Annotated in this window: 17 protein-coding genes; 7 read left to right on the forward strand and 10 right to left on the reverse strand. The window is 51.5% G+C overall.

The features are described 5' to 3' along the window. Nucleotides 1–37 precede the first annotated feature (37 nt). The 5 genes from rpsK (at nt 38) to ABD843_RS10030 (ending at nt 4,061) form a co-directional block, all read left to right on the forward strand. Nucleotides 38–439 carry a 30S ribosomal protein S11 gene (gene rpsK / locus ABD843_RS10010; RefSeq protein WP_345082383.1) on the forward strand — a complete coding sequence of 134 codons (402 nt, stop codon included), beginning with the start codon at nt 38–40 and terminating at the stop codon, nt 437–439. 133 nt (nt 440–572) lie between these two features. After that, nucleotides 573–1,178, forward strand: coding sequence for a 30S ribosomal protein S4 (rpsD, locus tag ABD843_RS10015; RefSeq protein WP_345082386.1), 606 nt, complete (start codon nt 573–575; stop codon nt 1,176–1,178). A 95-nt stretch (nt 1,179–1,273) separates the two neighbouring features. Then, nucleotides 1,274–2,272 carry a DNA-directed RNA polymerase subunit alpha gene (locus tag ABD843_RS10020; protein ID WP_345082389.1) on the forward strand — a complete coding sequence of 333 codons (999 nt, stop codon included), beginning with the start codon at nt 1,274–1,276 and terminating at the stop codon, nt 2,270–2,272. A gap of 146 nt (nt 2,273–2,418) precedes the next feature. Next, a complete protein-coding gene (gene rplQ / locus ABD843_RS10025; RefSeq protein WP_345082392.1) occupies nt 2,419–2,940 on the forward strand; it encodes a 50S ribosomal protein L17 in 522 nt (173 codons plus the stop codon). 116 nt (nt 2,941–3,056) lie between these two features. Further along, a complete protein-coding gene (locus ABD843_RS10030) occupies nt 3,057–4,061 on the forward strand; it encodes a bestrophin family protein (protein WP_345082396.1) in 1,005 nt (334 codons plus the stop codon). 263 nt (nt 4,062–4,324) lie between these two features. On the opposite strand, the gene ABD843_RS10035 is transcribed toward ABD843_RS10030, so the two are convergent. After that, nucleotides 4,325–6,136 carry a hypothetical protein gene (locus ABD843_RS10035; RefSeq protein ID WP_345082398.1) on the reverse strand — a complete coding sequence of 604 codons (1,812 nt, stop codon included), beginning with the start codon at nt 6,134–6,136 and terminating at the stop codon, nt 4,325–4,327. 196 nt (nt 6,137–6,332) lie between these two features. Between ABD843_RS10035 and ABD843_RS10040 the strand changes: the two genes are divergently transcribed. Next, a complete protein-coding gene (locus ABD843_RS10040; protein ID WP_345082401.1) occupies nt 6,333–7,295 on the forward strand; it encodes a polyprenyl synthetase family protein in 963 nt (320 codons plus the stop codon). A gap of 8 nt (nt 7,296–7,303) precedes the next feature. On the opposite strand, the gene ABD843_RS10045 is transcribed toward ABD843_RS10040, so the two are convergent. The 9 genes from ABD843_RS10045 to ABD843_RS10085 form a co-directional block, all read right to left on the reverse strand. Continuing rightward, nucleotides 7,304–8,647, reverse strand: a complete 1,344-nt coding sequence (locus ABD843_RS10045; protein WP_345082404.1) for a hypothetical protein — start codon at nt 8,645–8,647, stop codon at nt 7,304–7,306. 15 nt (nt 8,648–8,662) lie between these two features. Further along, a complete protein-coding gene (gene paaC, locus ABD843_RS10050) occupies nt 8,663–9,472 on the reverse strand; it encodes a 1,2-phenylacetyl-CoA epoxidase subunit PaaC (protein WP_345082407.1) in 810 nt (269 codons plus the stop codon). Nucleotides 9,473–9,496: 24 nt separating this feature from the next. Further along, nucleotides 9,497–9,907 carry a four helix bundle protein gene (locus tag ABD843_RS10055; RefSeq protein WP_345082410.1) on the reverse strand — a complete coding sequence of 137 codons (411 nt, stop codon included), beginning with the start codon at nt 9,905–9,907 and terminating at the stop codon, nt 9,497–9,499. A 70-nt stretch (nt 9,908–9,977) separates the two neighbouring features. Next, the gene (gene paaB / locus ABD843_RS10060) at nt 9,978–10,286 is read right to left on the reverse strand and encodes a 1,2-phenylacetyl-CoA epoxidase subunit PaaB (protein WP_345082413.1); all 309 of its coding nucleotides are present in this window, start codon (nt 10,284–10,286) and stop codon (nt 9,978–9,980) included. 35 nt (nt 10,287–10,321) lie between these two features. Beyond that, on the reverse strand, nt 10,322–11,272 hold the full coding sequence (paaA, locus tag ABD843_RS10065; RefSeq protein ID WP_345082416.1) for a 1,2-phenylacetyl-CoA epoxidase subunit PaaA: 951 nt from the start codon (nt 11,270–11,272) through the stop codon (nt 10,322–10,324). A gap of 102 nt (nt 11,273–11,374) precedes the next feature. Then, nucleotides 11,375–11,695: a nucleotidyltransferase domain-containing protein gene (locus ABD843_RS10070; RefSeq protein ID WP_345082419.1), complete on the reverse strand. Its 321-nt coding sequence runs from the start codon at nt 11,693–11,695 to the stop codon at nt 11,375–11,377. A 30-nt stretch (nt 11,696–11,725) separates the two neighbouring features. Further along, nucleotides 11,726–12,259, reverse strand: a complete 534-nt coding sequence (locus ABD843_RS10075; RefSeq protein WP_345082422.1) for a methylated-DNA--[protein]-cysteine S-methyltransferase — start codon at nt 12,257–12,259, stop codon at nt 11,726–11,728. Between the two features lie 12 nt (nt 12,260–12,271). Further along, nucleotides 12,272–13,042: a tetratricopeptide repeat protein gene (locus ABD843_RS10080; RefSeq protein ID WP_345082425.1), complete on the reverse strand. Its 771-nt coding sequence runs from the start codon at nt 13,040–13,042 to the stop codon at nt 12,272–12,274. After that, on the reverse strand, nt 13,026–14,048 hold the full coding sequence (locus ABD843_RS10085; RefSeq protein WP_345082428.1) for a VWA domain-containing protein: 1,023 nt from the start codon (nt 14,046–14,048) through the stop codon (nt 13,026–13,028). The genes ABD843_RS10080 and ABD843_RS10085 overlap by 17 nt, the downstream gene beginning before the upstream one ends. A gap of 327 nt (nt 14,049–14,375) precedes the next feature. On the opposite strand from ABD843_RS10085, the gene aspS reads away from it, so the two are divergent. Continuing rightward, nucleotides 14,376–16,151 carry an aspartate--tRNA ligase gene (gene aspS, locus ABD843_RS10090; protein WP_345082431.1) on the forward strand — a complete coding sequence of 592 codons (1,776 nt, stop codon included), beginning with the start codon at nt 14,376–14,378 and terminating at the stop codon, nt 16,149–16,151. Nucleotides 16,152–16,358 lie beyond the last annotated feature (207 nt).

Consider the following 16,358-nt stretch of genomic DNA (forward strand, 5'->3'; position numbering starts at 1 on the left):
AATAAAATAATTGATCACCTTTTTCAAAAAGTAAAAAATGGCAAAAGCACAGGCCTCAGCGAAGACCGTAGCGAAAAAGCGCGTAGTGAAAGTGGACACGCATGGCGATGTACACATCAACGCTACATTCAACAACATCATCATCAGCATCACCAACAAGGCGGGCCAGGTGATATCTTGGTCATCGGCAGGTAAGATGGGTTTCCGTGGTTCTAAGAAGAACACGCCATATGCCGCCCAGATGGCAGCACAGGATTGCGCCAAGGTAGCAGTGGATGCAGGCATGAAACGTGCCGATGTATATGTAAAAGGACCGGGTTCGGGCCGTGAGGGCGCTATCCGTTCTATAAACAACAACGGTATAGAAGTTACCTCTATAAAGGACGTAACGCCAATGCCACACAACGGTTGCCGTCCTCCTAAGAAGCGTAGGGTATAACCCGCCCTTGGGGTACATGGCTACCTTGAAAGAACAAGTTTTAATTTTTATTTCTTAATAGACGTTGCTCTGGATCGGCTTTCACGATCTTTAAATGAGACGGGGCAACTAAAAAACAAAAGATCGACAGAAAATGGCACGTTATACAGGACCAAAGAACAGGATATGCCGCATCTTCGGCGAACCCATCCTCGGATCGGGCAAGAGCCTTGCAAAGAACAGCAATCCTCCCGGCCAGCATGGCCCTACGCGCAAGCGTAAAACAGCTAGCGAATACGCTATACAGCTGAAAGAAAAGCAGAAAGCCAAATACACTTACGGCCTGCTGGAAAAGCAGTTCGCCAACACATATGTAGAGGCTGCACGTCTGAAAGGCGCTACCGGTGAGAACCTTATAAAACTGCTGGAAGCCCGTCTGGACAATACCATCTACCGTATGGGTGTAGCACCTACACGCCCTGCTGCGCGCCAGCTGGTATCGCACAAGCATGTAATGGTGAACGGCCATGTAGTGAACATACCTTCATACTCTCTGAAGCCAGGTGATGTGATAGAGCTGAAGCCTAAGAGCAAAGCCAATACCACTGTTACCGGTATGATACGCCCGAAGAACACCCGTATAAGCTGGGTAGACTTCAACGAAAAGGACATGGTAGGTACTTACATAGCTCACCCAGAGCGTGAGTCGGTTCCGGAGAACATCAAGGAACAGCTTATCGTCGAGTTGTACTCTAAATAATAGCAATATCGGTGAGGCAGAGTATATTTACTCTGCCTTGCTTGTTCAGCTCGTCAAACTTTTAAGTAACAAACAAAAAATAAATAAATATCAATATGGCCATATTGAATTTTCAGAAACCGGATAAAATAGCTCTTCAGAAAACTACTGATTTCGAAGCACAGTTCGAGTTTCGCCCACTGGAGCCCGGCTATGGTGTTACTATAGGTAATGCCCTGCGCCGTGTGCTGCTGTCATCGCTGGAAGGCTACGCTATCACTGCCATCAGGATACCCGGCGCCGACCATGAGTTCGCTACCATAAAGGGTGTTTTCCAGGATGTTACCGAAATAATACTGAACCTGAAGCAGGTGCGTCTGAAAGCCATAGGCGAAACAGGCGACTTCACCGGCCACAAGGTAGACCTGAACGTGAAAGGTGTAGAGACCTTCACCGCAGGTATGATAGGTGAGGTGCTGCCCAACTTCCAGGTGATGAACCCCGAGCTGGTGATATGCAACCTGCATCCCGGTACTTCTTTCCAGATGGAGATGCACATAGGCAAGGGCCGTGGCTATGTGCCTGCCGAAGAGAACCGTCCTGAGGACGCACCTCTCGGTCTCATAGCTATCGACTCTATCTACACTCCCATCAAGAATGTAAAGTACAACATAGAGAATACCCGCGTAGAGCAGCGCACAGACTTCGAAAAGCTGGTGATGGAAGTGATCACCGATGGTACCATACATCCTGAAGAGGCTGTGAAGGAAGCATCGCGCATACTGATACAGCACCTGATGATCATCACTGATGAGAACATATCGCTGGATACCAAGCGCGAGGAGAAAGAAACGATAGTGGACGAAGAGACCCTGCTGGTACGCAAGGTGCTGAACACACCACTGGAAGACCTGGAACTGTCCGTACGCGCATTCAACTGCCTGAAAGCTGCGAAGATCAACTCTCTGAGCGAGCTGGTACAGTACACACAGGAAGAACTGATGAAGTTCCGCAACTTCGGCCAGAAGTCACTGTCGGAGATAGAGCAGGTACTGCACGAGCGTGGTCTGCACTTCGGTATGGACATCAACAAGTTCCGCAGGAGCGAAGACTAATACAGGAAATATCAAGGTCGAAATTCCAAATTCCAAAGACGGATATCGACCTTGGGATTTGGAATTTTACTTTTTTTGAACTTTTTTTTTCAACAAGTACCTCATAAATCCTGACACGGTATGGGGGAATTTAAAACACAAATGTCATGCGTCACGGAGACAAGATCAAAAACCTGAGCCGCACCGCCTCGCACCGCGCGTCGCTGCTGTCTAACCTCACTTGCCAGCTGATACAGCACAAGCGTATCACTACTACTCTTGCCAAGGCTAAAGCCCTGCGTGTATATGCAGAGCCCATCATCACCCGCAGCAAGACCGACAACATGCACAACCGTCGTATCGTGTTCAGCTACCTGCAGGACAAAGAAGCGATAAAGGAGCTGTTCGGTGTGATAAGCGATAAAGTAGCCGACCGCCCGGGTGGCTATACCCGTATCATAAAGCTGCCACGCCGTATGGGCGATGCCGCTGATATGGCAATGATAGAGCTGGTAGACTTCAATACCATATACGGTAAAGAAACAGAAGCTGCAGGCGCTAAGAAAACACGCCGTAGCCGCCGTAGCGGTGGTGCCACCAAGAAGGCAGCAACTGCTGCTGAGACCACCACTACTGAAGAGACAACACCTGCTGCTGATACTACAGAAGCAACTGAAGAGAACGCATAGTTCCCTTCGGATACTCCAAAGAATACCGAACGGCTGCACTACCTGCAGCCGTTCTTGTTTTTATGCCTGGATCTGCAACTATTTGGTTTTGAACGATGGATGGCTATTTTTGATGCATGCATTCCGGTCGTTTCTATACCTTGCCCGAATTCGTGCTGTGGACTCGGCGCGTTATCTATGCCCTTACTGCACTGGCCATAGTGCCTACGGTGCTTTACCAATACTTTCACTGGCACTGGCTGGCCATGCCATGGGTGCCTATAGCCCTGGTAGGTACTGCAGCGGCCTTCATAGCAGGTTTTAAGAACAATGCTACCTATGCGCGTGCGTGGGAGGCCCGGCAGATATATGGCGGTATAGTGAACGCAAGCCGCGCATGGGGTATAATGGTGAAAGACCATGTACGCCATGCCGATGCCGCAGCAGCTACTGCTGTACACAGGGAGCTGATATACCGCCATATAGGGTGGCTGACGGCACTGCGCTTTCAGCTAAGGGAGGCGCGGGAGTGGGAGCATATGAAGACCGAGGCCAACTATAGAGAGTACCGCCAGCGCTACAGCGTACCCGAATGGGAGACCAAGCTGGAAGACGAGATGGCGCCCTACCTGCCGGTAGAGGAGATGAACTACATAATGGGTAAGAAGAACCGGGCCACTCAGATAATAGCCACACAATCGCGCAGGCTGCGGGAGCTGCATGAGGCAGGTATGATAGAGACACTTTGCTATGTGGAGATGGAAGCACAATTACGGGAGTTCTACGACGGACAGGGCAAGTGTGAGCGCATAAAGGGTTTTCCGTACCCGCGGCAATTTGCAAGTATCAACCGCTATTTTATTCGCATGTTCGTGTTCATGGTGCCTTTCGGTATGCTGAAGGAATTCGAGAAGCTAAGCCATGAGGCCGTATGGCTGACGATACCTTTCAGCGTACTGGTATCGTGGGTATTCACATCGCTGGAGCAGATAGGCAGTAGTACCGAGAACCCCTTTGAAGGTAGCCCGAACGATGTGCCTATAACAGCCATAAGCCGTACCATAGAGATAGACCTGCGCGATATGCTGGATGAAAAGGACCTGCCAGCTCCCATACAGCCTGTGAATAAGATACTGATGTAAGACCTATCCCCGGCCCTCTCCTTTGGAGAGGGTGGTGGGTAGAACGATCGGATAGAAGTAATACCGATCGAACATTAGACATCGGCATTGCTACTAAGCCTCACCCCCAGCCCTCTCCAAAGGAGAGGGAGATGTTATCCTACACTTCTTTAATGACGAATTTTGATGTTCGATCGGTATAAAATATACTTTCGCCAGATAGGTGCAAACAAGAGAGCCGCAGTATCACTGCGGCTCTCTTGTTGTATGGTTCTTTTAATTGGTTACTTGATGTTGGGGTGTGGAGGGGGAACATTAGAGTCGCCGGGCTCATTGACACTGGCGGGGCGGCACTGCACTATGTTCTCATTCTCGTTCTCGCCGTACTTGAAGATGAAGCGATCGCGCGATATGCTGTGCTTATCGCCCATGTATTCTATAATGGCATTTACATGCTCCCAGGAGCGTTGTTCTTTTATCTTGCTGCCGCTGCCCCCACCTGTTATGACCACTTTGCAGAGTGGGTTGGCTTGCATCTGCGCGGCCAGTGTGGTGAGCTGTATCTCTATACCCTTGTTTATCTTGTTAGAGTTCTCGGGGAAGAGCAGGGTGCATGCGCCTATATTGCCGCAGGGGTTCTTTGGGTCGCTCTTATCGCCACCGTTGCTCACCATGTCCTTGCAGCCATCGGGGCATGGGCACTCACCTATACCATCGGCATTCACAGGCTGGCACTCTGTAGGTGTTATCAGTTGCTTATCCAGGTAGTCGGGCACGCCATCGTGATCGGAATCGAGCGGACAGCCATTGGCGTCTACCTTCAGGCCGGCAGGGGTCTTGGGACATTTATCGAACTGGTCGGTAACACCATCCTCATCCTTATCAGGCAGTACCGGGTTTGGCAGTATCATGTGGCGGGGGTAGGATAGCTCGTTGAATGCATTGTCGAGCGGGTTCATCCAGTAGAGCGGCTCTACGCACTGCTTATACTTTATGTTGTAGTTGAGGCTTACAGAGAAATAGTTGACCATATCGGTGCCGCGGCCGCTACTTACAGCGTTGCCCAGGGCAGCGCCATAGCGGGTACCATCCAGGTACTGGTCGGATGGGAATACGAAGCGCTCTTCCACCTGCACGTTCCACATCTTATTGATCTTGTACTGTGCGCCTATACCTACACTGGGTGCAAAGTCGAGGAACTTGTCGTCCATTATCTTGCGGGTGCCGGTATTGGCAGCAGGTGTTTCGAACGACTTGTCGAAGGCCTTCTGTATCTTCTTGCGGTCGTCTTTCTTTGGCTCGGGGGCAGTAGGGCTGGTAGCATTGGGCCCGGGGAGAACAGAGGCAAAATCGTACTGAGCGTATTTGTCGTTCAGCGCATTTACGCGGGTCTTGTAGGCAAGAGCGCCTATACCCAGGTAGCCAAAGAAAGCGACCTTATTGCGCGCGCGGTGAAAGCTGATATTGCCGGCATTGAACATAAGGTCTACATTGAGCATAGACGATTCCATGCGGGTAGAGCGGTATATATGGTCGGTAGGGTTCTGCGTAGTGGCCAGGTACACAGGAGTGTAGCCAAAACCATTGGGGTCGGTATAGGGGGCATCGTAGCTGCCGGTAAGCTGGCGGTCCATGTTGCGGGCAACACCGTAGATGTACTGCAGCCTCATGGAGAAGATATAGCCCAGCGATTTGCGCACATTGAGGCTGATGCCACCGCCACCCTTGTTCCAGAGCATGAGGGAGGGTATATCGCCTATGACATTGTAGAGGCCTACACCTGCGCCTACTTCCCACATATTGCGGGGCTTGGGCGGAAATGCCTCGAGATGTTCGATGTACCTGTGGAACTGCTTGCTGCGGAACTTAGGGTAATAGGCAGAGTCGCGGATGTCGTAACCTTTGCCATGATAGGTCATATCCCTGTTGGCCCATTGCAGGCCTGTAGGGCTGGGCGCCGCGGGTTTTGCAGGGGCTTCGGTCTTGGTATCTTTCTTCTCTTTACTGTTCTTCTGCTTCTTGCTTTGTGCGTGAAGAGAAGCTACTGCCATACACACTGCAAGACCTGTGAGCAATAGGAATTTTCTGTGGAACATATTCACAAATTTATATGGCAGATCTTCACAAATCAACTAAAGCAAAGGTATAGCCCAACATGTCAAAAAACAAGGCTACACAGGGTATTAACCCGCATTTTAGCGTTTTATTGCTATGGCAATGATGGCATCATAAAAAATATGTGGCAATTAGAACGGTTATGTCGATCTTCACACCCGCTTTCGCCTAGCCATCATGCAACAGGTACAAAAAGTAATAGGGAACGAGCTGGCGCTGTTCGAGAAAAAATTCGCCGACAGCGTAAAAAGCACCAATCCCCTGCTGGACCGCATCATGCGGTTCATAATCAAGCGCAAGGGCAAGCAGATGCGGCCCATGTTCGTGTTCCTGTCGGCACGGATAGCGGGCGAGGTGAGAGGATCGACCTACCGCGCGGCTTCCCTGATAGAACTGCTGCATACTGCATCTCTGGTACACGACGATGTGGTGGACAACTCTATAAAGCGCCGCAACTTCTTTTCGGTAAATGCATTGTGGAAGAACAAGATAGCCGTGCTGGTGGGCGACTACCTGCTGTCGAAGGGGTTGCTGCTGTCTATGGAGCATGGCGAGCATAAGATACTGGAGATAACATCGCGCGCAGTAAAGGAGATGAGCGAGGGCGAGCTGCTGCAGATGGAAAAGGCACGCAGGCTGGATATAGACGAAGGCCTGTACTTCGACATCATACGCGCAAAGACGGCATCGTTGCTGGCATCGGCATGCTCGTCGGGGGCGTACTCTGCAACGGGCGATGAGGGAGTGGCAGAGCAGTTCAGGCTGTTCGGCGAGAAGGTGGGCATAGCCTTCCAGATAAAGGATGACCTCTTCGATTATGGGCAGGATAACATAGGCAAACCCACAGGCATAGACATAAAGGAGAAGAAGATGACCCTGCCGCTGATATATGCCCTGCAGCATGCCGAAAAGGCCGATAAACGCCGCATAATATACACTGTAAAGAACAACAGCACCGACCGCAATAAGGTGAACGAGGTGATAGAGTATGTGCAGCGGTCCGGCGGCATAGAATATGCCCACGGCAAGATGCTACAATACAAGCAGGATGCGCTGCAACTGCTGGATACCTTCCCCGATACGCCGGCACTACAGGCCATGAGAGAGCTGGTAGACTATGTGATAGACCGGAAATACTAATGACAGATCTAGCGCTCGTCCAAAAGGCGCTGTTTATCTTCCTCAGTTACATCTAACCTGCCGAAAGAATACCAATAGAAGGCTTTATTGGTGTGGTCCCAAACAGTATAATTGTTCACCAACTGGTATGACTGGAACGCATTGAGCGTGATACAGCACGCAAAGATCACCAGCGTAATGATGCGCAGTGGCACCGGGCGTGTGAAGATCCATTGGATGAATGCAGCGAGGGGGATAGCCATAATGGCGAGGCTCTCTATCATGGCGCGCGAGCCGAAGCTGCCGCCATAGGACCATACACACCAACTGAATACGATGTAGACCGTAAACGCAAGGAAGGAGAGTACCAGCAGCGAGAGCTGCCTGTGCTGCCGGGCAAGCGGCAACAGCCCCAGGGTGGCTATGAAGGCTATGGGTGTATAGACATACCAGCCCTTCTGGTAGCTGAACAAACCTTTTATGATGTGCGGCTGCAGGAATTCGAAATGCTCTTTTTCGTAGGAGAAATGGAACCATTTGCCGGCAGTGTACCTGAAATAGCCGAACTGTATCATGGCTATGAGCAGGAAAAGTATGGCACCGGTGAGTAATGCCCATTTTTTCTGCGCTAGGAATTGGAGGCGTTGCGGGATAGTGCGGGTCTGCCCATAGGGCCAAAAGATGGGTATGAGGGCCACTACAATGTTGGTGGGGCGTGTTATGAGTACCATGCCCAGTATGGCCGCTGTGTATATGATGTAGCGGGTGTGGCCGGTGGCATAGAGCCTTTCGGTATGGTATAGCAGGAAGCAGAACAAGGTGAAAGAGAAGGGGTGCGACATGCCTATATTGAACACTGTATAGAAATACAGGTTGGTAGCGAACATGAGGAGCAATAGTGTGAGGGCAGTAGCGGTATCGCTGAAATACCTGAGCAGGAATTTGCGCAGCACATACAGCCCGGCCATCACCCAGAAGAGGATGGAGAATACCACCATCACCATATAGGGTGTACTGTAGCCGTCGGGGGGCATTTCCTTGTCATTCGCAAGCAGGCAGTAGCCATGTGCCAGCAGGAAAAAAGGTAGTTCGAAAAAGCTGGTGCCCACGGCATATTTATTGACCGTATGGCCGGTAGGCTGGGGATAGAGATTGAAATCCTTCTGCCCATTATTGAGGTAATAGGTCTCTACTATCTTGGGGTAGAACTTAAGATCGGCCAGGTCGTGGTAAATGAAAACCGCAGGCAGGTACATATAGTAGTTGCCACAGTCCCAGTAGAGCATATTCCTTTGCCGCCAGTTGCTGAGGTTGAATGTGATATAGAGCAACATCACAGCCGATACGATAAGGGATATCTTAGACCTGCTCATAGCTAATGGGGTATATTACCACTCCATGCCGGGATATGCGCGCTGCAAGTATTGCATCTCTGCCAGTATATAGCCCAGGTGCTCTGAGTGTATACCTTTTTTACCTCCCTTCTGCATCCAGGTGGCGGCGGGCATGGCTAGGGTAGCTTCGGCAAATATCTCTGCCACTTTTTCCGTCCATTTCGCTTCCAGCTTTGTGATGTCCACACCGCCGGCATTGGCTGCGGCCACTTCGGCATCGTTCGGCATGAACAGTTCGCCGGTGTACATCCACAGGTCGTTCACGGCCTGTTGCATTCTGCTGTGGCTTTCTTCGGTACCATCGCCCAGGCGTATCACCCATTCGCTGCTCCAACGCAGGTGGTAGGTGGCCTCTTTGAGCGACTTGCCCGCTATGGCTGCCAGTGTAGTATCGGCGCTACGTTCCAGCTCGGTCCAGAACAGCACATTGAAGGCATCGTAATAGAAAGAACGTGCTACGGTATAGGCCCAGTCATTATTGGGCTGCTCCAGCAGCAGCAGGTTGTAAAATTCGTTGCCATCGCGCAGGTAGGCAAGGTCGTCCTCGTCTATGGCGGCGCCTTTGCTCACAAAGTCGTTCAGCATTACAGACGCGAATGTACCTGCCTTCGCTTCGGCAGGCAGCGCATTGAACTGCGCTGCTGCGTACTGATAAAGGCTGCGTGCGCGACCTATATGATCGAGCGATGTATTGGTGAGCGCAATGTCCTGCTCCAGGATGGGGCCATGGCCGCACCACTCGCTGATGCGGTGTCCCAGTATCAGGGCGTCGTCGGCTAATCTGAGTGTATAAATGAGGTTCATTATTCTGTTATTGGGAATTGGGAATTAGGGATTAGGTTGTCTTTGTATGTTTCGCTCTTTAGTGACCTTGTCGAGATATGCTATATACCCATTTATCGTTTTTATGACCGTTTCGCATTGCTGTTCTATCTGCTCCAAGGTGTTTTCCGTTATATAACCTTCATCATGTGCTACTGATAGATGTTCCAGCGTTTCTACTGCGGAACCTCTTGACTGTATAAAGAAACGCCGGGTGTCTGTATAAGTATACCTTCCATATCCTTCAGCGATATTCGCAGTTACAGATCTTGCAGATCTTGTTATTTGGGACGTTAGTGCATATTTTTCAGCATCCGGAAAGGTTCTTACAAGTTCAGATATGGTCATTCGTAACTCCCTGCCTTTTTGCCAGCAGACCAACTCTTTGAATCCTTTATAAGAATTTTGATGTTCCATTTTGCCAAATACAATACATCATCGAGAACTGCGCCTAATTCCTAATAACTAATACCTTAATACTTATTCGCTACATATACTTTACTTCGTCGGGCAGGTCGTAGAAGGTGGGGTGCCTGTATACCTTGTCATTGGCGGGATCGTACATAGACTCGGCCTCGGCGGGGTCGGAAGCATGGATGTACCTGCTTTCTACCACCCATATGCTTACACCTTCCATGCGGCGGGTATATACATCGCGGGCATTCTCTATGGCCATTTGCGCATCTGCTGCGTGCAGGCTGCCCGCATGTTTATGATCGAGGCCAGCCTTGCTGCGTATGAATACTTCCCACAGCGGCCATTCGTTCCTGTTGCTATTCAGCTTATCGTTGGTCATTTCAGTTCTTGTTCTGTTGTTGTTAGAAGCGAATGCTATGCTGCCTTTGTTTCGCCGGTCCTGGCCTTGCGTTTGGCAGCATGTGCCAGTGCCGCGTCGCGTACCCACTGGCCATTCTCCCATGCATTGCGGCGGGCATCTATCCTTTGCTTGTTGCAGGGGCCGTTGCCTTTTACCACGTTCCAGAATTCGTTCCAGTCTATTTTGCCAAAGTCGTAATGGCCGCGCTCTTCGTTCCACTTGATGTCCTTATCGGGCATTTCCAGGCCCAGCACTTTGGCCTGCTCTGTGGTCACGTCTACGAATTTTTGCCTCAGTTCATCGTTAGTGAAGCGCTTGATGCGCCAGCGCACGCTCTGCTCTGTATTGGGGCTTTCGGCATCGGGTGGACCGAACATCATAAGCGAAGGCCACCACCAGCGGTCGAAGGCTTCCTGCGCCATTTTGCGCTGCGCCTCGGTACCCCTTGACAACGAGAGCATTATCTCGAACCCCTGCCTCTGGTGGAAGCTCTCTTCCTTGCATACGCGCACCATGGCGCGCGCATATGGACCGTAAGATGTGCGGCATAGGGGTACCTGGTTCATGATGGCGGCGCCATCTACCAGCCAGCCTATGGCGCCCATATCGGCCCAGGAGAGGGTAGGGTAATTGAATATAGATGAATATTTGGCCTTGCCGCTGTGCAGTTGATCGTACATCTGATCGCGGGTGATACCGAGGGTCTCGGCCGCGCTATAGAGATAAAGCCCATGGCCGGCCTCGTCCTGCACCTTTGCCAGCAATACGGCCTTGCGGCGCAGCGATGGGGCGCGGGTTATCCAGTTACCCTCGGGTAGCATACCTATTATCTCGCTATGGGCGTGCTGCGATATCTGGCGTATGAGTGTTTTGCGGTAGTCGTCGGGCATCCAGTCCCTTGGCTCTATGCTCACTTCACGGTCTATCTTGCTGTCGAAATGCTCCTGGAAAGAGTGTACCGTCATGTATATCTGAATTTTAAACTACAAATATACACTATTCTGCCTAGCTGTATACTGATATTGGTCAGAACAGTGCGGCCTTACCATAGCAATAACAGGCGACCATCAGAGAATGATCTCGACCCCTTCTTTTTTCACTGAATCGAGCAGGGGCGAGTCGTTATTGGAGAAAAATTGCTGTGCTCCTATGGCAAAAGGTTCTATCCGAATATCTACTTTTCTTGCCAAAAGCCAGGTTTTAGCTTTCTCATTCACGTTATTATCGTTGAAAGTATCTGAGACCAACATTACATCTATATCACTCCCTTTGTTCGCCTGGCCGCGTGCAAAACTACCATACAAAAATGCCTTCTGGATCTTTAACCCAGCCTCATTGAGTAAACGGATATATGCTTGTACCAGCCTTATTATTTCGCTTTGAGCCATAGGGTAACATGACGAATTTGGTTTTGTGAGCTAGCCGAACAGTTCGCCCTGGGCGGCCTTGCCGGAGTGCCTGCGCTCATGTTCCAGCAGCCATTTTTTGATGGGTAGCCCGCCGCCATAGCCGGTAAGGCTGCCATCCTCGCCAATGACGCGGTGGCAGGGTATGATGATGGCTATGCCGTTCTCGCCATTGGCACCGGCCACAGCGCGTATGGCTTTCTCATTGCCCAGGAATATGGATTGCTGCTTGTAAGAGCGGGTCTCGCCATAGGGGATCTGCAGCAGACCGTTCCAGACACTTTTCTGAAAATCGGTGCCGGCAAGGTGCAGCGGCAGATCGAAGTCTTTACGCGTACCCTGCCAGTACTCTTCCATCTGGGCTTCCAGCAGTGCAAAGTAGGGATGGTCGCCTTCTGCGAAATCCTTGCCGGTGTGGGTCTGTATGCGCCGCATGATACTGTCTATGCTGCGGCGGTACTGGAAGTCGAAGAGGCAGATACCATCATCGGTAGCGCCGATGCGCATCTGGCCTACGGGTGTCTTTATATGTTTCAGGGCTATCATGGCAGGATAAAGTTACCAATCCTTATCCGGCTTTACAGGAGCGCCCTTTTCTTTATTCATTTTTTCCTGCAGTTTCTTTTCTTCGTTCTGCAGGGCGTTCAGCAGTTGCTCGGCGGCCTGTTTCGATACTTTGCCGGGTTGTGGCTGTGGCTGGTCCTGTTTGTCCTTGTCCTGCTTGTTCTCGTTGGGCTGGTTCTGCTGGTCGTCTTTTTTGTCCTTTTTATCGTCTTTTTTGTCCTTGTCCTTATTCTTGTCGTCCTTTTTATCGTCCTTCTTATCCTTGTCGTTCTTTCCGCCTCCCTCACCCTGTGCTTTCATTTTCAGTGCATAGGAGAGGTTGTACTTGGCATCGGCATCCTGCGGGTTGTTGCGCAGGGTCTGCTTGAAGGCAGTGATGGCATCGTCCCATTTCTTTTCGGCCATATAGGTGTTACCTATGTTGTAGTCGGCAGCGGCGCGGCCCTGTTTGTTCTGCGATATCTTGCGCGCGGCATCCATCACCTTGCGCGATGAATCGAACTTCTGCTGCTGGTACAGGGTATTGCCGAGGTTGAACATGCCCGGTGTATAATTGGGGTTCTTGGCCAGGGCCTTGTTATATCTTTCGGCGGCCTCTTTGTACTTCTTCTGGTTGTAGAGGTCGTTACCATCGAGCATGTAGCGCGATACCTGCGCCTGTGCCGGTATGCCTGCCAGCAGCACAACGATACACACCAGCAGGCCGAACGCCTGCCGGACCCTCATATAGGCCGGTATGCCGGGATGGTTATATGGCCTGTTCATTCGTCCTCTTTTTTGAGATATTCCTGGCACCGGGTAGCAGCCACTCTACCAGCAGCAGCAGCAGGCCCACGCCCAGGAAGTATTGAAAATAACTGGTGAAATCGGTGAACATAATGCTACCAAGGTTCTTTTGCTCCATGCCTTCCAGCGCATTGTTCAGTTTTGCGGCCACGGCATCGGTATTATCCAGCAGGGAGTAGGTGCCATGGCCCGCGCGCGATATGGAGCGCAGCGCATCTTCATTGAGCTTGCTGATGACGGGGTTGCCGTTCTCATCGAGCTTGGCAGAGTTGGTGGCGGGATCGAAGAGGGTAGTACCCTGTGGAGAGCCTATGCCCACCGTGTGTATGACCACACCCTCGGCAGCGGCCTGTTTGGCAGCCTCTTCGGCCTGGGTATCGTGGTCCTCGCCGTCAGATATCACTATCATCGACTTGTACTTGCGCTCGTTGCGGGTAAAGGCATCGGTACCCATCTGTATGGCCTCTGATATGACGGTACCCTGGTAGGGCACCATATCGGGCGATACGCTCTGCAGTATCATCTTCAGCGCGCTATAGTCTATGGTGAGCGGTACTTGCATGTACGACCTGCCTGCGAATACCACCAGCGCCACACGGTCGTTGCTCATTTTGTCCGTGAGGCTCATTATCAGTTGTTTGGCGCGTGTGAGGCGGTCGGGCTGAATGTCCTTTGCCAGCATGCTCTTGCTCACGTCCAGCGCTATGACCACATCTACACCTTTGCGCTCGGTACGCTCGGTCTTGTCGCCCATGCGCAGGTTGGCCCAGCCAATGACCATGGCCGAGAAGGCTATGCACAGCAGTATGAACCGCAATGTATTGCGGCCGGGGATGTAGCCGAGTATCTGCCCGCCTACTACCTGCTCGTCGCCAATGCGCTGCAGGCGTTTTTTTCGCCAGTATACTATACCGGCGAACAGGCCTATGAGCACGGGCAGCAGTGCGAGAACGTATAGATATTCTATATGCTGGAACTGGAACATGATCGGGACACAAATTTAGTCGGGAGGTTCATAAATACACCATCAAAAAAAGAGATCTTTAATTTTTTTAACAAGTACTTTCCGATCTGACTGCAAAGGCAAATTTCGTATGCTGCCGGTAGGGGCATCGCCGTCAAGCCTCACCCCGGCCCTCTCCGGTTGGAGAGGGAGAGCCAATGTCCGCGCGGTCGCGCGGATGTTATTTGCACAAAAAAATACAAAGACCTGAAAATTATTGTCCCGTAGAAACGATCGTATCAGAGGCCCTTCATGTAGCTATACTTATTAATAACTATCTTCGCACTCCTTTTATAAAAAGTACATTTTATGTATCGTACACACACATGTGGTGAGCTGCGTATGCAGCATGTGGGCACAGAGGTGGCAATGGCAGGCTGGGTGCAGGCCGTGCGGAAATTCGGCAGTATAACCTTCGTGGACCTGCGCGACCGTTACGGGGTGACCCAGCTATACTTCAACGAGCAACTGAACACACAACTGGATAATAGCCCTCTGGGCCGCGAATTCGTACTGCAGGCCAAGGGCAAGGTAATAGAGCGTACCAATAAGAACAGTAAGATACCTACCGGGGATATAGAGATAGAGGTGACCGGCTTCTCTGTGCTGAACAGTGCGGTGACACCACCCTTCACGATAGAAGAAGATACCGATGGCGGCGACGAGCTGCGCATGAAGTACCGCTACCTGGACCTGCGCCGCCCTACGCTGCGCCGCAACCTGGAGCTGCGCTACAGGGTGAACCGCTCTGTACGCAATTACCTGGATACGCAGGGCTTCTGGGATATAGAGACCCCCTTCCTTATACGCAGCACGCCAGAGGGCGCGCGCGACTTCGTAGTACCGAGCCGCATGAACGAGGGGCAATTCTACGCCCTGCCGCAAAGCCCGCAGACCTTCAAGCAACTGCTGATGGTGAGCGGCTATGACCGGTACTACCAGGTAGTGAAGTGCTTCAGGGATGAGGACCTGCGCGCCGACCGCCAGCCAGAGTTCACACAGGTGGACTGTGAAATGAGCTTTGTAGAGCAGGAGGATATACTGAACATCTTCGAGGGGCTTTTCAAGCATGTCTTTAAGGATGTTAAAGGGCTGGAATTTCCCGAGGCATTTCCGCGTATGACGTGGGATGATGCGATGTGGAACTACGGCAACGACAAGCCGGACATTCGCTTCGGGATGAAGATAGGCAACCTGAAGACACCTGTAGCTGCCAAACGCAGTGATGCGACCGATACTGCTGCACTGTGGAACGGTGAGTTCCCCGTGTTCAATAATGCAGAGACCATACTGGCCATAAGCGTACCCGGCTGCAGCGAGTATACACGCAAGCAACTGGACGAGCTGACCGAATGGGTGAAACGCCCGCAGATAGGTATGACAGGCGTGGTGTACATAAAATGTAATGCCGATGGTACCTACAAGAGCAGTGTAGATAAATTCTTCAGCGAAGAAAGACTGAAAGCGATAGCTGCCTTCTGCAATGCACAGCCGGGTGACCTGGTACTGATGCTGGCAGGTAACGAGGCGCGTACCCGCAAGGCCATGAGCGAGCTGCGCCTGGAGATGGGCAATCGGCTGGGCCTGCGCGACCCTGATGTGTACCGCCCGCTGTGGGTGATAGATTTCCCCCTCTTCGAGCATGATGAGGATGCAGGACGCTGGGTGGCCCGCCATCACCCCTTCACATCGCCGAAGCCGGAGCATATAGAGTGGATGGGCGATATGAGCAAGTATGACGATATAAAGGCCAATGCCTATGATATGGTGCTGAACGGTACCGAGATAGGCGGTGGATCGATACGCATATTCCACCGCGAGCTGCAGGAGAAGATGTTCGCAGCGCTGGGTATGAGCAAAGAGGAGGCGCAGGAGAAATTCGGCTTCCTGCTGGGTGCGTTCGAATATGGCGCACCGCCACATGGCGGCATAGCCTTCGGTTTCGACCGTATGTGCGCCCTGCTGGGCGGGCAGGAGACGATACGCGACTTCATAGCTTTCCCCAAGAATAATGCAGGCAGGGATGTGATGCTGGACGCACCATCTTCTATAGACGATATACAGAAGAAAGAACTGGGGCTGTAACAACTGCACCCTATAGTATGGAACAGGCAGGTACATCAAAGTACCTGCCTGTTCTTATTTATACGCCCTGCCCGGTGGGGGATATTCAAAAAAATATTCGCCCGCCACTAACTTTATATAAATGTGCCGCGCCTTATTTACCAAGAGCATATAACACACGCTATTCTTTACACTCTTCCAGATCTGGAGCCTACCCTGTCAGGGTGT

Source organism: Nemorincola caseinilytica (genome assembly GCF_039540515.1).
Classification (GTDB): Bacteria; Bacteroidota; Bacteroidia; order Chitinophagales; family Chitinophagaceae; genus Nemorincola; species Nemorincola caseinilytica.

Coding starts and splice junctions, on each gene's coding strand:
- rpsK (WP_345082383.1), top strand. CDS start 38: ATGGCAAAAGCACAGGCCTCAGCGAAGACCGTAGCGAAAAAGCGCGTA.
- ABD843_RS10075 (WP_345082422.1), bottom strand. CDS start 12,259: ATGATAGCCCTGAAACATATAAAGACACCCGTAGGCCAGATGCGCATC.
- ABD843_RS10085 (WP_345082428.1), bottom strand. CDS start 14,048: ATGTTCCAGTTCCAGCATATAGAATATCTATACGTTCTCGCACTGCTG.
- rpsD (WP_345082386.1), top strand. CDS start 573: ATGGCACGTTATACAGGACCAAAGAACAGGATATGCCGCATCTTCGGC.
- ABD843_RS10055 (WP_345082410.1), bottom strand. CDS start 9,907: ATGGAACATCAAAATTCTTATAAAGGATTCAAAGAGTTGGTCTGCTGG.
- ABD843_RS10040 (WP_345082401.1), top strand. CDS start 6,333: ATGCAACAGGTACAAAAAGTAATAGGGAACGAGCTGGCGCTGTTCGAG.
- paaC (WP_345082407.1), bottom strand. CDS start 9,472: ATGAACCTCATTTATACACTCAGATTAGCCGACGACGCCCTGATACTG.
- ABD843_RS10045 (WP_345082404.1), bottom strand. CDS start 8,647: ATGAGCAGGTCTAAGATATCCCTTATCGTATCGGCTGTGATGTTGCTC.
- ABD843_RS10020 (WP_345082389.1), top strand. CDS start 1,274: ATGGCCATATTGAATTTTCAGAAACCGGATAAAATAGCTCTTCAGAAA.
- ABD843_RS10030 (WP_345082396.1), top strand. CDS start 3,057: ATGCATTCCGGTCGTTTCTATACCTTGCCCGAATTCGTGCTGTGGACT.
- ABD843_RS10035 (WP_345082398.1), bottom strand. CDS start 6,136: ATGTTCCACAGAAAATTCCTATTGCTCACAGGTCTTGCAGTGTGTATG.
- rplQ (WP_345082392.1), top strand. CDS start 2,419: ATGCGTCACGGAGACAAGATCAAAAACCTGAGCCGCACCGCCTCGCAC.
- aspS (WP_345082431.1), top strand. CDS start 14,376: ATGTATCGTACACACACATGTGGTGAGCTGCGTATGCAGCATGTGGGC.
- ABD843_RS10070 (WP_345082419.1), bottom strand. CDS start 11,695: ATGGCTCAAAGCGAAATAATAAGGCTGGTACAAGCATATATCCGTTTA.
- paaB (WP_345082413.1), bottom strand. CDS start 10,286: ATGACCAACGATAAGCTGAATAGCAACAGGAACGAATGGCCGCTGTGG.
- paaA (WP_345082416.1), bottom strand. CDS start 11,272: ATGACGGTACACTCTTTCCAGGAGCATTTCGACAGCAAGATAGACCGT.
- ABD843_RS10080 (WP_345082425.1), bottom strand. CDS start 13,042: ATGAACAGGCCATATAACCATCCCGGCATACCGGCCTATATGAGGGTC.